Below are 15,614 nucleotides of genomic sequence, written 5' to 3' on the forward strand. Positions count from 1 at the left end.
TCTACTCCCTTTCCACGGTGTTGCGCGTGGACATCTCCAGCGACACGGTAGGCAAATGGGGTTTCTCCTCCCAGAGGTTGTCCGGATAGTAGGCCAAATGCCGGATGCCCGCGGCCAGCACCGCCCGCATCTCTTCGAGCAGCAGCGCATCGGACAGCCATCGCTCGCGTTCCCAGTCATAGGCCTGCAACTTGAACACGATCTTGGACACCGACCGGTTCCGGGTGGCCGCAGCCGCGAGATCCTGCAGCCACGAGATCGGCCGGCGGGCCTTTTCCATCTGCGGATAGGCCATGACCACCACGTAGTCATAGCCATCCAGGAAAAGATCGAAGTTCTGTGCGAACCACCCCTCGGCCCATGGCTCTGTCAGCAGACGGGCATAGATGTTGCGGGCAAAGAAGGCTTCCGGTCGATGCTGGCGGACCGCGCCGGCCAGCTGCTCGGTATAGGTCAGCAACCGTTCGGTCTTGAACTGCATCCACTGTTCGGACAAAGCATCGTCATCGGTCAACCGGTCCGGGGAAATCGGCCGGCCCATGTGGGCCGCAAAGGCCTCGAGGGCCAGGGGGTGGTAATCTTCATAATCGGTCAGATAGGCATCGTCCTGAAACAACACGCCGTCGATCTGCGCACCGGCGGCCATGTCCGCAAACATCATGGCGACTCGTTGGGCGACCTCCTGGCTGAATGGTGTCAGGCGCCGGTACCAGGATCCACTGGGTTTCGGCTGCCCGTTGCGGTGCTCGCGCACGCGGAACCGTGCATTGAAGGCCTCGTCTTCGAACACCAGGCTCAAAGTGGGCATCCAGGCGTAGACATCGATGCCGCGGATGCGTATCTGGTGCACGGCATGGCCGAAGATGTCGGCCCGGACCGGCAGCACCCGGTTTTGGAAATAGACGCTGCGAATATCGCCATCGCCCTGGGGATCGGCAAACGCCTGCAGAAAGACGGTATTGACCTTCATGGCGACGAGCCGGTCGATCACGCGTCCCAGGTTACGGTCGGTCGCCTCGGCCGATTGGGGATCGTATATCAGATCCAGGTCCACCTGCACGGCCCGCATGGGTGCAGGATCGGCGCCCAGCTGTTTCAATGAATAAATGAACAGGTCGATGGGTTCATTGATCACCATGACCCTGTTGAGCGTCCCGGAATTCGACAAATGGGCCCAGCCTGACTTTTTCTTGTCCAGCGAAAATCCCATCTGCATGCCGTTCTCGGCGGCCACCGCCGTGCTCACCGCAGTGAATGCACCGTAGGGCCAGACGATGGCGCGGGGATCCCGGCCGATGCGCCGTTGGAAGAGATCCTGCTGCCGCTTGAAATCGTCGTGCAATTTTTGACGGTGCCGGGCTTCGGTTTCATAGGTGCCGGACTGCGGATCGTAGGCCCGGACGCCGATCACGGCGCCCACGTTGCCCTGGAGGGTGTACTGAGCCGAACGATGCAGATCATAGGTATGGGAGGCTATCGTCACCAAAGGATCCGCAGCCACCCGGCGGATCTGTTCCCAGGTCATCAACGCCTCGGCCAGATCCTCGGGAGGGTCGTTTTCAATCCAGGTTCCCACCACGGCCAGCATGGAGGGAAAACCATACATGCGCAGTACAGGCACCACGAAGTCATGGAAAGAACGGTAGGCGTCATCGAAGGTGAGCAGCACGGCCTTGTCCGGCAGTCTCTGCTTCCCCTCCCTGGCTGCAAGCAGCGTCTCCAGGGATACCGGTTGCCAGCCGTGGGCATGCAGGTACTCCATCTGTTCGACGAAGCGCCGCTGGGGCAAGGTGTATGGGTCGCCGGAGCGGGCCTGGGGTTGAATGCTGTGATAGCAGAGGATCAGCACCTTTCCAGGGCCCGGATCTTCGGCCGCCGCACTGCCAGCCGCCGTTGCGGAAATCATGAAACACAAGGCCAACAGGCCCCAGATGGTTTTGATCAAAAACGCCATTGGTACTCCACATCCAGGCTGATGTCGTAGACCGCCTCGCCGTCATACACATTGCGGCCCCAGGCAATGCCCGCCTGAAGGACATGCCGGTCGGAAAAGGCATGGTGCTGTTCGTAACGCAGCGATCCCGCCCAATCACTGTCAAAACCCCGCTGCCGGCTGATGCCGGCCGACACATAGAGTCGATGCACGAAGGACTTGCGATAAAGGTCCCAAAGGGTCTGTTCGGTCATGTGGGTGACGGATCCTCCCCAGGCCTGTTCCGGATTGAAGTAGACGGTTTCGTCCCCTTTGCTGTTCCAGGTGGCGTACCCATCGAGAAAGATGCGCATGCGCCAGTCGCCGGACACCCAGAGGTTCTGCTGGCAGCCCATGAAAATCTCGTCACGCTCGTTGTCATCCGAAAAAAAACTTCGGGTATAGGCGATACCGGCCTGGCGCCACTCGCTCTGCCGCCAGGTGACGTCGGCGCCGACCAGCGAGGCTTCGATATCCGCGGCCCTTGCGCGCCGAGCCACATCCGTGGAAAACGAATCGCCGAACACCCCGAAAAGCCAGCGGTCCGTGGGGGTGTAGTCCACCCGCAGGGATGCGCCCGGCTCCCGGCCATCGTTGTAGTTGACCGATACGGACGGCCGCAAACGCCAGTCAGCGTCGACGATATGGTCGAGCCCCACGCCCACCCGCCTGAAGTAGGCCGAGGTGTCGTCTTCGCCGGAAGATCCATCGTACCAGGTGCCGCGCCATAGCAGGAATCCGAGCATGCGCGTTTTCAAACCGAGCGGACTGGAAATCTCCGTTCGAATTCGGGTGTCGTAAGAATCGTCATCCTCCCACTGACCATATGCCTCGGTCCGCCACTCTTCCATCTGATCGACGACCAGGGAACGCCAGGTATTCCGGGTGTGGGGGTTGTTCGGCCGCTTTGTCACCAGAGCGGCGGCCGTCTCGCGTGCCGCCTCTTTTTCGGCCAGGCGTTCGAGAGCCGCCACGCGCCCGGTTTTCGAAGGCTGATAGGACGGATCCAAAGTGTCGATGATGTTGAAGGTGGGCAACGCCCGGCGGGGCCATCCACGCCATAGATAAATGTGCGCCAGTCCGTTGCGCGCATCCATGTTGGCCGGGGCCTGGGCATGCAACGCCTCGAAGGCATCCTCGGATTCGGCCAACCGCCCCTGATAGGCGAGATACCAGGCCCTGATCAGGGCCAGCTCGAAATGGTCCGGATGGGGCCGTTCGACGCCATCGATGGTCAGCCTGGCCGGCGTATCGGCCTCCAGCGCCTTTAGCGCAGCATCTGCTTCCTCCCAGCGCCGCAGGGTCTGCAGGACATAAAAACGCCCCAGGCGCGCCTCTTTCAGATCCGGCTGTTCTCTCAAAATGCCATCGTAGATCTCCAAAGCCCGCAACGGCTGCTCCTCGGCCGCATAGGCGTCGGCCGCCGCCAGGCGCACCCAGGCGGGAGGAACATTGCCGTCGCCCGCTGCAAGCAGGCCTTCATAGGCCTCGGTCGCTTCCCTGTTGCGCTCGGCCCTGTTGAGGGCGACGATGTGATCATAGGCGAAAGGCGGATCTTCCCTCGAGGCCGACAGGTCATCCGCCGCACGGTCAAACTCTTCCCAGCGAATGCGATCCGCGGCGGCATCCAACTCAAGGCCCGATTGCATGTCGCTGTCTGACGGCAAGTCCCGCACGGCCTCCCGGGCCGCCAGGGAGGTGGCCCCCATGTCGGCCAGGGCGCGCAGCCTGAGCCGCCGGATCGTGGCGTTCGTCGGATCGTTCTCGCGCATGCGATCGTACACCTGCACCGCATCCCAGAAACGCCCCTGCTTTTCGAACAGATAGGCCTGGGCGTAATCCAGCTCCGGATCTCCGACGCGACGCGTGGTCAACCGATCGAGCTCACCCCGGGCCTGGTCGTATTTCGCTAGGGCGGCGAGACAAAACAGCCTGCCGATGCGGGCGCGATCGGATGCCGGATTGCGTCGGAGGATGGTATCGAAACCCTCTTCCGCCTGGCGATGGCGGCCGGCCTTGAAATGGGCCCATGCGTACCAGTAGAGCCTGTCGTCGGGCACTTGGGCGAGGTCCAGATCCGAAGTGGCCACCAATTCGTTCAACCGGTCGCTGGCCTGTTGGTATTGACCCGCCAGCACCAGGCAGAGGGCATGGAACTCTGCGGCGCGCGCGGGTGCATCCGGTTCGTCGGCCGCCCTGGCGAGGTGTTGCAGCAAATGGGTTTGACGTTCCTGGGAAAGGCCAGCGACCCAGTCATCACGCGACTTGGCGATCCGGTCGGCATGTTCCGGGTATGCGGAAATCAAGCGGTCGTGGATCTCAAAAAATTCAATATAGAGCTCTTGGAAGAACGCCAGCCGGGCCTCGAGCAGATCGACCCGAAACGGGTCGCCGCCGCTTCGATTCAGCGTGAGCAGCGCCTGGCGTACCGCGCCCAGATCACCCTGAGCGGCCAACGCTTGCCCCCATCCCTCGATGGCGATCTCGTCCGATGGGTCAAGGGCAACGACTTCGGCGTACAAGGAGGCGGCCGGCCCGTATCGCCCGAGGTCGAAATAGGCCTTGGCCATATTGCGCAACAGGTAGGGACGCCGTGGAAAAGAATCCGGCAGCGCTTCGAATTGACATACCGCATCGGCCGGCCGGCCAGACCATAGGGTGATCACCAGGAAATCCGATGCGAGGGTGGGATAGACAGCCGGCTGATCCCGATAAGGTGACAGCAATGCCAGTGCCTGTTCGAATTCGCCCCGGTCCACGAGGGAACTCACCTGACGTGCGACCGCGTCCAAGGAAAAGCCGGCGGGGGGCATCGTTTGGGAGGACGCCTGTGCCGCACCGGCCGGGCAGGGATTGAAAACAGGGATACAAAAAAGAAGAACGCCTAGTGCGATCCACCCGAATTGAAGGTTGGCAACAAAACGACTATCGAAGCAGCGGTTCATATCCAACACCAATGACGCGCACAGCAGGATCTCAAGTAACGTTCCAGTCCACACAGACCAACTCAACTGCAGGCACTGTCAAAACACGTGCCGGAAAATGAGAGCCGTTCTCAATAGCAAAAATATTACGTTATTTCAAAATGTTTTAAAAAATTTAATCAGTCGTCAAGCTATCATCATGCGATAATCGATCAATCCCTGGCCATGTACCTGGAAATCTTGATCCCTCAATTTGAGAATGAATATCCCCAATCCTCACCGTTCAACCCTGATCGGCGACTCTCCGATCCGGTCGGCAGCCCTATCATCCTGTTATCGGCAATCACGATTTGCAGCTTGAAACCAAAGGAAAGGGAAAGAAGGAAAATGAACGCTACAGAGCTGCGGCGTATCCCAGCTCGAAAGCGCTTCGGTTTACTTGCAGCTTGGTGCCTGAAAAGATCTCCTCGATGGGTTGCAGGTAGCGATTCTTGTCTAACGGCACCCAATTCAGGCCGGCAAATGCCCCCACCATCACCACATTTTGTGCCTGGGCGTTGCCCGCCTGTTTGGCCAGTTCGGTGGCCTGGACCACTTTCAATTCGGTGCAGATTCTTTCAATGGCGTCGGTGAGTCGGTCCATGGAAGGATAGGGGCTGTTGGCCTGCAAGGTTTCCAGGGGAAAAAAGGGACGTGTGTTCATCACGACGCGGGCGTCGGGATGGCCATGGCCTCGCAGAATTCGGTACACCTCCAGAGGTTCGAACCCCACGATGAGATGTGCCTCGTTAAGGGGGATCAGCGGCCCGTAGGCATGCCGGCGCGATAGACGGACGTGGCTCACCACCGATCCGCCCCGCTGGGTGGCGCCGTACGTTTCGCCGACGCTGACGAAATACCCCGCCTCGCAAAAAGTCCTGGAGAGCAAGTCCGAGGCCAGGATATTGCCCTGGCCCCCCACCCCGGAGATGATGATGTTCAACGGATCGAACGCAAGCGTCATGGCGACTTCACTCCTCTTCGACGATGATCGCGCCCTGGGGGCACAACGCCGTACACACGCCGCAACCGACGCACAGCACCTCGTCGATCCTGGCCCGACCGGTCGCCTCGTCCCAGGTATTGGCGGGGCAGGAGAAGACCCGGCTGCAAAGGCGTCCACAGCCACAGGCATCGCCCAGGCAGCGATCGGCATCCACGCGGACCCGCCTCTTCTTTTCCCCTTTACCGGCCTGCAGGGCGCAGGCCCGTTGCAGCAGCAGGACCTGCAGCCCGCCGACATCGAGCAACTTGAGTATGATGTCGGCGGTTTCGCGTACCTGGTAGGGATCAGCCACGGTGAGCGGAATGCCCAGGCTCGTGATCAGGTCGGTGATGGGCAGGGCGGAAGTCTTATCGCCCATGGCCCCCACGCCGCAGCCGGGGTGGGGCTGGTGGCCGGTCATGGCCGTCGTGCCGTTGTCCAGGATAATGCACAGGTAGTCGGCGCCGGTGGTCTTGGCGTTGATCAGGGCCGGGATGCCGGTGTGGAAAAAGGTGGAATCGCCGATCACCGCCACCACGGGCTGCCGAAAGCCCAACGACTTGAATTTACCGAACCCGCTGGCCAATCCCACGCCCGATCCCATGCAGTGCACGGTGCGGATCGTCTGGTAGCCGGTGGGCATCACGCCCAGGGCATAGCAGCCGATGTCGCCCAGGGCCAATCCCTCCCGACCATCCATGGCCAGGGCGGTCCTTATAGCCCAGTAGGAAGCGCGGTGAGGACAGCCGGCGCAGAAGCTGGGCAGCCGCATGGGCATGGGCAACTCGGGCAATTCCCGCCGCCGCTCATCCAAATCGTCGGGCACGGGGTTGAACGCGAGGCCAAGTGCCCTGGCCACCGCCTCGGCGGCGATATCCGGATCCATTTCACCCATGCCCCTGGCCTTTTCCACCCAGGGGACATCGCCCGACCCCTTGCCCAGAAAGCTCAAAGGGCCCAAGCTGTCCCAATGCCGGGCGGCCAGAATCATGGTCTGATCCTCGAGGAATGGCTCGATCTCCTCAAGGAAGAGAATGCGACGCGACCTTCGCAGCACTTCGAGCACCCGGGTTTCGGGCAAGGGCCAGATGGTGGCCGCGCGAAAAATCCCCACCCGATCCTCGACGTTGAGACGCTCAACCGCCTCCAGGGCATACATGTGGCTCACCCCGCAGGTAAAAAGGGTCAATTCGGGTGATTCCGGGCCGGTATAGGTGTTTTGACGACACGAGTCGAATTGCCGGCGCACGTTTTCCAGCTGCCCGTGGACCCGGGCATGAAAGCGCCCGGCCGTTATGAATCCAGGTGATTGGGGAAAAAAGGGTGCGGTCTGGGCGGCGTCGATGGGGCCTAAAGAGACGTTGCCGCGCGCATGACAAATGCGGGTCACCAGTCTCACGATCACCGGCAGGCCACATGATTCGGACAAATCGAACGCCCACGGCAGCATCTCCCGGGTGTCGGCCGGACTGCTCGGTTCGATCAGGGGCACGTGGGCGGGCGGCGCCAGATAGCGGGTGTCCTCTTCCTTGACGCTCGAGTGGGCGCCCGGATCGTCGGAGACGATCAGCACCAACCCGCCCTTGATGCCGGACAACGGCAGGGTGGTCAAAAAATCCATGGCCACGTTGAGCCCGTCGGCCTTCATGACGGACAGAGCCCGCCATCCGGCGAAAGAGGCGGCTGCAGCCACCTCCAGCGCCACCTTCTCATTGATCGACCATTCCGCGTAAATGCCACGTTGTTCGGCTACGGCGGCGAGGCATTCGAGAATTTGAACGGACGGCGATCCAGGGTAGGAAGCCACCACCCGTATGCCGGCCTCGATGGCGCCCCTGGCAGCCGCCTCGTTGCCCGAAAGCATGCACCGTTTTCCCGGCGCGTCGGCGTTCCAAGCAAGATGTGTCGTCATGTCCGGTCACTCACGGCTGGATGATGGGGGGTCATCTGAGAAAAGCCCTTGTCAACGGGTTCAATCTAGCACGAAGCGCGTCGTTTTGTCACCCAAAAAACTTAAAATATTCCACCATGTGATATAATGTTCGGCAATAAAGAACATAAGCGGGCGCCTCCGGACAATCATCAGCGTCAACATCACTCCCCAGGCATCGACAGCCGATCGCGGGTGACATCCCCGCCGATTTTCACGACATTTTAACCTGCTGGTTTTTCAAACGATACGGCCCATCCACCCCAGTCGATTTCGCTTGCCTTTTCTCTTTGCTTGCTCTAAAAGCCCGCTCCGCTGGGAGGTCCCCCCGGAAGGGCTGCGAGAAGCGGATTCACAAGATGACAGCATTGTCATTAGCTCTAGTGGACGTTGCGGGCGGGCATAAAGCCCGCCCCTACGAGGTTTTTAGGTCATCACGGTACGTTGCCATAAAACGGCGGTGTAGGGGCGGGGTTTATGCCCGCCCGCATGGAGAACCAGACGCCTTGAATCAACACCCTTGAATTCAACCTATCGATATTGGAAATCAAACTGCGAGAAACCTATGGAAGATAATCCATGTCTGAGCTGCGGCGCCTGTTGTGCCTTTTACCGGGCAACCTTCTACTGGGCGGAAACCGACCTGGCCTGCCCGGGTGGGGTCCCAGCGGAAATGACGGTCAAGATCAATGATTTCATGGTGGCCATGAAGGGAACGGAAAAGCATCCGCCCCGTTGCATCTCGTTGAACGGCACCATCGGGGTCTCGGTGGCATGCACCATCTACGAGCGCAGGTCATCGGTATGCCGGAATTTTCTGCCGGCATGGCAGGACAGTGCGTTTATCACCCGCTGCGCTCAGGCGCGCCTGGCGCATGGTCTGCCCGCGCTTCCACCGAATCCCGGCAGCAACGACCATCCTCTGCCGAGAGCGGCCTGATGGATCTGTCATTGCCTCTCCTTGACTGTGTCAGGGCATGAAACACGATGGTCGCGATCTGGCGGCCAGCGGTCGGCGATTTTTACAATTGATTTTCATCGGAGATGGGGTAAGCTGATGGAAATTTAAAACTTCCTGACCGTATATGATGAAAATGCCTTTCATCGACACGTTCGCACGCATCCCCATTCGCATCTTTTTGCCGGTGGTGCTCACGCTCCTGCTGTTCATCGCGACCATCTTTCTGCTGATCCTTCCGGAGCTTCATGAGCGGCTGATGGAGGGCAAACGCGAGGTGATCCGCGAACTGGTGGCCTCGGCCTGGAGCAGCCTGGACGGCTATGACCGCCAGGTTCGCCAGGGGCGGCTGACCATCGACGAAGCACAGGCCAGAGCCATCCGTCATATCCGCGGATTGCGATACGGCGAAGACCGGAAAGACTATTTCTGGATCAACGACATGCAGCCGCGCATGATCATGCACCCCTATCGCCCGGATCTGGAAGGCAAGGACATCTCTGATTTTACCGATCCGGCCGGCAAACGCCTGTTCGTCGCCTTTGTTGCCATCGTCGAGTCTGATGGCGCCGGATTTGTCGATTACCAATGGCAGTGGATGGACGACCCTGCCCGCGTCGTGCCCAAAATTTCCTATGTCCAGGGTTTTGCACCCTGGGGATGGATCATCGGGACAGGCATCTATGTCGAAGATGTCCGGGCGCAAATCTCGGCCATCACGCACAAGACGACCCTTATCTGCATCTGGATCCTGCTGCTGATCGTCGGCCTTTCGGTCCACATCGTCTGGCACGGCGCCAAGGTGACCCGCGAAAAGCGATTGGCCGAAGAAAAAGCGTTGCTCAAGCAGGAACAGCTCTTTCAGGCCGCCAAGATGGTTTCGCTGGGCACGCTTGTTTCCGGCGTGGCTCACGAAATCAACAACCCGATCACGTCGGTTATGCTCAACGCACCCAACCTGGCCCAAATTTGGGACGCCATATTGCCCATCCTCGACGATCACCGCCGTCAACACGACGATTTTCAAGTCGGCGCCACCACCTACAGCCGCATCCGCGACCGCATCCCCCAAATGCTCGCCGGCATCACCGACGACGCCCGCAGGGTGCGTGATATCGTTGCCGACCTGAAAGACTTTGCCCGCGATACGCCTCCGGTGATGAAAGACGACGTGAACCTGAACGAAGTGGTGGGCAAGGCAGTGGGATTGACCACCAACCTGATCAGCAAATCCACACGCCATTTCCGGCTCGATTGTCAATCCGGGCTGCCGGCGATTCTGGGAAGCGCCCAGCGCATCGAACAGGTGGTGATCAACCTGGTGGTCAATGCCTGCCAGGCCCTGCCGGATATGACGCGCGCCGTCACGGTGACCACCGGCTATGAACCGGTGGACAACGAAGTGTTTCTGGAAATCCGGGACCAGGGCGAAGGCATCGATCCAGAGGTGTTGAAGCGTATTACCGATCCCTTTTTCACCACGCGACGCGAAAAGGGAGGCACCGGCCTGGGACTGGCCATCTCCGACCGTATCGTTCACGACCATGGGGGCCGCATGACCTTCACGTCGACGCCGGGCAGCGGTACCACGGTCCGGGTGGCCTTTCCGCCGGCCGGCATAACTCCGACCGACGAACCTGAGGGGGGCCGATCATGCCGCTGACGCCCAATCCACCCCGGCCCATACTCATCGTGGACGACGAGGTCAATATCCTGCTGGCCGTGGATACCACCTTGCAGATGGCGGGCCTGAACCATACCATCACCTGCCAGGACAGCCGCCGGGTCATGGACGTGCTGGCCGACAGCCCCGTGGAAACGATTCTGCTCGACCTGAATATGCCCAACGTGGATGGCCATCGGCTCCTCGACGATGTGCGTCGCGATTATCCGGACATACCGGTCATCATTGTCACCGGGGCCGTGGACGTGGATACCGCCGTGCGCTGCATCAAGGCCGGGGCGTTTGACTACATCGTCAAGCCGGTCGAACCGGAACGGCTGCTCACGGCCGTCCACCGGGCCATCGCCTTTCAGCAACTCCAGCGCGAAAACCGCTCCCTGAGGCATCATCTGCTGGGCGACGGCTTGGAGCATCCGGAAGTTTTCACCGCCATCATCACGCGAAATAAAAAGATGCTCGCCATCTTCCAATATGTGGAAGCCATCGCCGCCACCAGCCAGCCGGTTCTGATCCGCGGGGAAACCGGTGTAGGCAAAGAACTGATCGCCCAGACCATTCATCAGTTGAGCGGCTTGAAGGGCCGTTTCGTGGCGGTCAACATCGCCGGGTTGGACGACACCGTTTTTTCCGATACCCTCTTCGGCCATGTCAAAGGCGCCTTTACCGGCGCCGAAAGTCCGCGCGGCGGCCTGATCGAACAGGCCGACGGCGGCACCCTGTTTCTGGACGAAATCGGCGACCTGGCGCCGGCCTCCCAGGTCAAACTTCTGCGCCTGCTGCAGGAAGGCGAATACTTTGCCTTGGGGTCCGACGTCGCCCGGCCCGCCAATGCGCGCATCATCGCCGCCACCAATCAGCGGCTCACCGAGCTGCTCGACCTGGGACGCTTCCGCAAGGATCTCAACTACCGCCTGCAGACCCATCGGATCTATATTCCGCCCCTCAGGGAACGGTTGGACGATATCCCGCTGCTGCTCGACCATTTCGTCGCCGATGCCGCCGAACGCCTGGGCAAACCCAAACCCACAGTTCCCCAGGAGCTCATCCCGCTATTGGCCAGTCACGCTTTTCCGGGCAATGTCCGCGAACTGGAATCCATGGTCTTCGATGCAGTCAGCCGCCACCGGTCAGGGGAGCTCTCGCTGGACTCCTTTCGGGCCCATATCGGTCGCGACGGCTTGCCGAGAAGCCCTTTGCCGGCCCATACGACGGGGAATGGCGGCCACACCCTGTTGTTTCCCACGAACCTGCCGACCATCAGGGAAGCGACCCAAATGCTGATTCGGGAGGCCCTGGATCGCTGTGGCGGCAACCAGTCCAAGGCCGCCAGGCTTTTAGGGGTTTCCCAGCAGGCCCTGAGCAAACGCTTGAAATCGGACAAACCAGAAAAATAGTGGTGATTACAACTTTGGTTGTAATCACAACCTTTTTTGTACCAACGTATTTTGTCGCTCGCCAACCCCTGGCCTCAACAGCCATCTCAAACCGGCCCAATCCATCACCCCCCCAGTTGACAACTTATGTTGTAGCCCCGGGTAAGTTACCACCACCTCCAATTCCAAAAATATCATTTAATTTCGTTTAGTTGCGAAAACCCAACGAAGTGGCACGGCTTTTGATTAACCATTGGTGAACTCAATTCATTCTGTCGCTTAAAACTATTCACTGAATCTCATTCACTTTCATCCAGGCGGGTTGCACAGGAGAGAGAGGCTCATGGCAGGATTATCGTCCCCAACGATGGAGGAGGACCGAACCGTGAATCATGAATTCATCAACTCGCTGGCGTCCATCAAATGTCTCACCGAGTTGCTGGCCGATTATCCAAGCCTGGATAGCGGAGACCGCAGCCGTTTGTTGAACATCATGCGCCAGCAAGCCGAGCGTTTGGTGCAGTTGTCGAAAGAGTTGAGGGGTACCCCGGTTGGCGTCGGGTCCCTCTGATCCGAACCAGCGAGCGATACGGGCACATATCGCTGCATAATCCACTTTCATAGGGAGAGGGCAATGAATCAGATCAAGAACAGAGGCTGGAGCGTCACCATGGCCGGACTGGGAATCAACCTGGCATTGGGGATCCTTTACACGTGGAGTATTTTCAAACAGGCGATCAAGGATTCGGTGATGGCCCGGGACGGTGTGTTCAATTGGGATATCGCTTCGCTCAACGATCCCTTCGCGGTCTGCTGCCTGATGTTCACGGTGGCCATGGTTTTTGCGGGTCGGCTCCAGGACAAACTCAGCCCGCGGTTGACCGCCGCCATCGGCGGTATCCTCACAGGTGTCGGCCTCATCGTTATTTCCCAGTCCAACTCCCTGTTCGCCTGGATCCTGGGCTTCGGTATTTTAACCGGTCTGGGCCTCGGGTTTGGATACGCCTCGGCCACACCTCCGGCCATCAAATGGTTTCCGGCCTCCAAAACAGGAATGATCGCGGGTCTGGTGGTGGCCGGATTCGGCTTGGCTTCGGTCTACATCGCACCGTTGTCGAATTATCTCATTGCCGGCTTCGGCCTCAGCCGCGCCATGCTCATTTTCGGGGTATCGTTTCTGACCGTGGTCTGCCTGCTCTCCATGTTTCTGGTAAATCCGCCCCAGGGGTATGTTCCTGCAGGTGCGGCAACAGTTGGCAAGGGGATTGACAAACCGGCCAAGCCGGCGGTCGATTTTTCGCCCACGGATATGCTCAAGACAGGTTCCTTCTATAAACTGTGGGTCATGTACTTCATCGGCGCAGGCGCCGCCCTGATCATCATCGGCGGCGTGGCCGGCATGGCCAAGGAGAGCATGGGCGAACTGGCCTGGGTGGTGGTCGCGCTCATGGCCATCGGTAATGCCGGCGGGCGCATCGCCGCCGGCGTCATCTCCGACAAGATCGGTCGGACCAAAACCTTGTTGATCATGATGAGCCTTCAATCGGCCGTCATCCTGTCGCTACTCTTCATTGGAGAGTCCGAGGCCGTCCTCCTGGTTTCCGCCGCCACGCTGGTGGGATTCAACTACGGCACCAATCTCTCCTTGTTCCCGTCGGTGACCAAGGACTATTTCGGGTTGAAAAATTTCGGAATGAATTACGGCCTGCTCTTTTCGGCCTGGGGCATCGGCGGGTTTATTTTCCCCCGTGTCTCGCAAATGATCGTGGCACAAACCGGCACCCAGAAAACTGCCTACCTCCTGTGCAGTATCCTGCTGGCGGCCAGTGCTCTGGTCTCGCTGATGACCAAGGCCCCCGAACCCGTGGAAGGCAGACTCGGCTTGTGGGCGCAACTCAAGGCGAAGATCGATTTTGCCAGGGCGCAGCCGATCGATGTCTATCTCGGATCACGCTACATCTGATGATCCATTGGCGGCCCTTTGGATCAGCTCTTTCCGAAGGACATCATCAAAGCAGGGCGGGTGCGCAAGATCGCTCCGGCAAACGGCCCGGCCGGAGCGATCCTTTCCTCCTGCACCGCGTCTCTACCCCTTCCGAATCCCGTTCTGAACCTAAAATAATACGCAATCAGAATCGCTGTATCGCCATCAGGCCACTTGACCGGCTGCCAATTTCTGGTAATGCTGGCCTGCTGTTTTGGTTTGATGCCCCGGAAGGAAATGATCATCGACATGACCAAGCCCCCAAGACTTGTCACGGCCGTAGTGGCCAATGACAAAGGAGAAATATTCGACCTGGCCGGCTACGCCGCCGTAGGTGCCGACGGGCCCCTGAAGCAGCCGCTGGATGTGTCGCAGACCCTTAATCTGCCCCCGGGCAGTGAACTGATGTATCTGCCGGACCGAACGCCATTGCTCTATGACTTGCAGCAGAAACGCCTGGTGTTGTTGCCCGAGGACCCGTACACTCCTGGAAACGCCATCTTCCCTGTGGCGGCCTTTAATTCACCGGGATACATGATCACCCATACCGCAGCCTACGAGGAGCGACCCCAAGCCGGATTCCTGCCGCTTTTTTCATATGGCGCAGTGGGCTGGCACCGTGGAAAGTTCCGATCGGCCGCCGTCCAGGTCGATGCGGAACCGCGCCAGGATCTGCGGCGTATGCCCCTGGACAAGATAGAGGCGGGGGTGCGTCGCATGCGACGGGAGCTCTCCGATAACCGGTTGAGAGCGCATCTGGAAAAATGTGCCCTGACCTACGGCTGCCCGGCCGGCAAAAACTTTTTCCTGAGCCGCTACGAAGCCCCCCTGCCGACCTCCTCCACCTGCAATGCCCGCTGCCTGGGATGCATCTCCCTTCAGATGGACGGCGCCATGCCCAGCAGCCAGGATCGCATCGCCTTTACACCAACGGCCGAAGAGATCGCCGCCGTGGCCCTGACGCACATCATGCGGGTCGATCGGGCCGTCGTCAGTTTCGGCCAGGGGTGTGAGGGGGACCCCTTGATGCAAACCGATGTCATCTGCGACGCCATCGGGCTGATCCGCTCTAAAACCGATCGAGGCACCATCAATATGAATACCAACGGCAGCATGCCCGAACGCATCGGCCGGCTGCTGACGGCCGGTTTGGACAGCCTGCGGTTCAGCATCAACAGCGTTCGCAAATCTTGCTACGAGGCCTACTTCCGGCCCAGGGGATATGCTTTTGAAGATGTGCTCGACGGCATTGATGTGGCCTTGCGGCACGGCGCCCATGTGGCAATCAACTATTTGAATTGCCCGGGATTTTCAGATACGCCGGAAGAATGCGAAGCCTTGCTGAATTTCCTCAATGCTCATCCCATTCATATGATCCAGTGGCGCAACCTGAATTTCGATCCGGTCCGCTACCTGAACATCATGAATGCAGTGACCGTTCATTCAGCACCGCTGGGCGTCCAAGCGGTTCTTAATTGCGTGCGCATGGCCCACCCGAAGCTGCAGTTCGGCTATTTCAACCCCCCCAAGGAGGCCTTTTATTGAACTTTTTCAAACCCTTTTCGTGATCCGGACGCCATAGCACACGACAGGTCGAACAATTTTTGCCCTTGACCCGTTTGCGCGGGATGCCGTATTTTAACCGAGGCATTGTTTTTCCCGTATGCCAGAATGGAAAAACAGGCGCCCAACAGCGACTGGCGATGTGCAACGGATAGGGACCGACTGGTGATGAAAAAGTGGTGAATCGAAAATGGCCATTGCG

Annotated in this window: 11 protein-coding genes; 6 read left to right on the top strand and 5 right to left on the bottom strand. The window is 59.5% G+C overall.

From position 1 onward, the window contains the following. Position 1: 1 nt before the first annotated feature. The 4 genes from pgaB to DFT_RS16275 all read right to left on the bottom strand — a co-directional run bounded on the left by pgaB (position 2) and on the right by DFT_RS16275 (position 7,832). Positions 2–1,954 (bottom strand): poly-beta-1,6-N-acetyl-D-glucosamine N-deacetylase PgaB, encoded by a 1,953-nt coding sequence (pgaB, locus tag DFT_RS16260; protein ID WP_054032197.1) that lies wholly within the window; start codon positions 1,952–1,954, stop codon positions 2–4. Further along, entirely contained in the window at positions 1,942–4,785 is a 2,844-nt protein-coding gene (locus DFT_RS16265; RefSeq protein ID WP_054032198.1) for a tetratricopeptide repeat protein, read from the bottom strand. Before DFT_RS16265 ends, pgaB begins: the two co-directional genes overlap by 13 nt. 505 nt (positions 4,786–5,290) lie before the next feature. Then, complete coding sequence (locus DFT_RS16270; RefSeq protein ID WP_054032199.1) at positions 5,291–5,899, bottom strand: indolepyruvate oxidoreductase subunit beta; 609 nt, start codon at positions 5,897–5,899, stop codon at positions 5,291–5,293. A 7-nt stretch (positions 5,900–5,906) separates the two neighbouring features. Next, on the bottom strand, positions 5,907–7,832 hold the full coding sequence (locus tag DFT_RS16275; RefSeq protein WP_054032200.1) for a thiamine pyrophosphate-dependent enzyme: 1,926 nt from the start codon (positions 7,830–7,832) through the stop codon (positions 5,907–5,909). 583 nt (positions 7,833–8,415) lie between these two features. Here DFT_RS16275 and DFT_RS16280 point away from each other — a divergent pair. From DFT_RS16280 to DFT_RS16300, 5 genes are all read left to right on the top strand, one after another. Further along, positions 8,416–8,790 carry a YkgJ family cysteine cluster protein gene (locus DFT_RS16280; protein WP_054032201.1) on the top strand — a complete coding sequence of 125 codons (375 nt, stop codon included), beginning with the start codon at positions 8,416–8,418 and terminating at the stop codon, positions 8,788–8,790. A gap of 154 nt (positions 8,791–8,944) precedes the next feature. Beyond that, complete coding sequence (locus tag DFT_RS16285) at positions 8,945–10,471, top strand: cache domain-containing protein (protein ID WP_161807181.1); 1,527 nt, start codon at positions 8,945–8,947, stop codon at positions 10,469–10,471. Continuing rightward, complete coding sequence (locus tag DFT_RS16290) at positions 10,462–11,886, top strand: sigma-54-dependent transcriptional regulator (protein ID WP_054032203.1); 1,425 nt, start codon at positions 10,462–10,464, stop codon at positions 11,884–11,886. Before DFT_RS16285 ends, DFT_RS16290 begins: the two co-directional genes overlap by 10 nt. 364 nt (positions 11,887–12,250) lie before the next feature. After that, complete coding sequence (locus DFT_RS16295; protein ID WP_152972026.1) at positions 12,251–12,436, top strand: histidine kinase; 186 nt, start codon at positions 12,251–12,253, stop codon at positions 12,434–12,436. A gap of 63 nt (positions 12,437–12,499) precedes the next feature. Beyond that, on the top strand, positions 12,500–13,828 hold the full coding sequence (locus DFT_RS16300) for an L-lactate MFS transporter (RefSeq protein ID WP_054032205.1): 1,329 nt from the start codon (positions 12,500–12,502) through the stop codon (positions 13,826–13,828). Positions 13,829–13,851: 23 nt separating this feature from the next. On the opposite strand, the gene DFT_RS25950 is transcribed toward DFT_RS16300, so the two are convergent. Then, entirely contained in the window at positions 13,852–14,100 is a 249-nt protein-coding gene (locus DFT_RS25950) for a hypothetical protein (RefSeq protein ID WP_076750596.1), read from the bottom strand. Here DFT_RS25950 and DFT_RS16305 point away from each other — a divergent pair. Further along, positions 14,099–15,394: a radical SAM protein gene (locus DFT_RS16305; RefSeq protein WP_076750598.1), complete on the top strand. Its 1,296-nt coding sequence runs from the start codon at positions 14,099–14,101 to the stop codon at positions 15,392–15,394. The two genes, DFT_RS25950 and DFT_RS16305, sit on opposite strands and share 2 nt — an antisense overlap. The last annotated feature ends 220 nt before the right edge of the window (positions 15,395–15,614 follow it).

It is taken from the genome of Desulfatitalea tepidiphila (assembly GCF_001293685.1).
In the GTDB taxonomy this organism is placed as follows: Bacteria; Desulfobacterota; Desulfobacteria; order Desulfobacterales; family Desulfosarcinaceae; genus Desulfatitalea; species Desulfatitalea tepidiphila.

Coding starts and splice junctions, on each gene's coding strand:
- pgaB (WP_054032197.1), bottom strand. CDS start 1,954: ATGGCGTTTTTGATCAAAACCATCTGGGGCCTGTTGGCCTTGTGTTTC.
- DFT_RS16265 (WP_054032198.1), bottom strand. CDS start 4,785: ATGCCCCCCGCCGGCTTTTCCTTGGACGCGGTCGCACGTCAGGTGAGT.
- DFT_RS16270 (WP_054032199.1), bottom strand. CDS start 5,899: ATGACGCTTGCGTTCGATCCGTTGAACATCATCATCTCCGGGGTGGGG.
- DFT_RS16275 (WP_054032200.1), bottom strand. CDS start 7,832: ATGACGACACATCTTGCTTGGAACGCCGACGCGCCGGGAAAACGGTGC.
- DFT_RS16280 (WP_054032201.1), top strand. CDS start 8,416: ATGGAAGATAATCCATGTCTGAGCTGCGGCGCCTGTTGTGCCTTTTAC.
- DFT_RS16285 (WP_161807181.1), top strand. CDS start 8,945: ATGCCTTTCATCGACACGTTCGCACGCATCCCCATTCGCATCTTTTTG.
- DFT_RS16290 (WP_054032203.1), top strand. CDS start 10,462: ATGCCGCTGACGCCCAATCCACCCCGGCCCATACTCATCGTGGACGAC.
- DFT_RS16300 (WP_054032205.1), top strand. CDS start 12,500: ATGAATCAGATCAAGAACAGAGGCTGGAGCGTCACCATGGCCGGACTG.
- DFT_RS16305 (WP_076750598.1), top strand. CDS start 14,099: ATGACCAAGCCCCCAAGACTTGTCACGGCCGTAGTGGCCAATGACAAA.
- DFT_RS25950 (WP_076750596.1), bottom strand. CDS start 14,100: ATGTCGATGATCATTTCCTTCCGGGGCATCAAACCAAAACAGCAGGCC.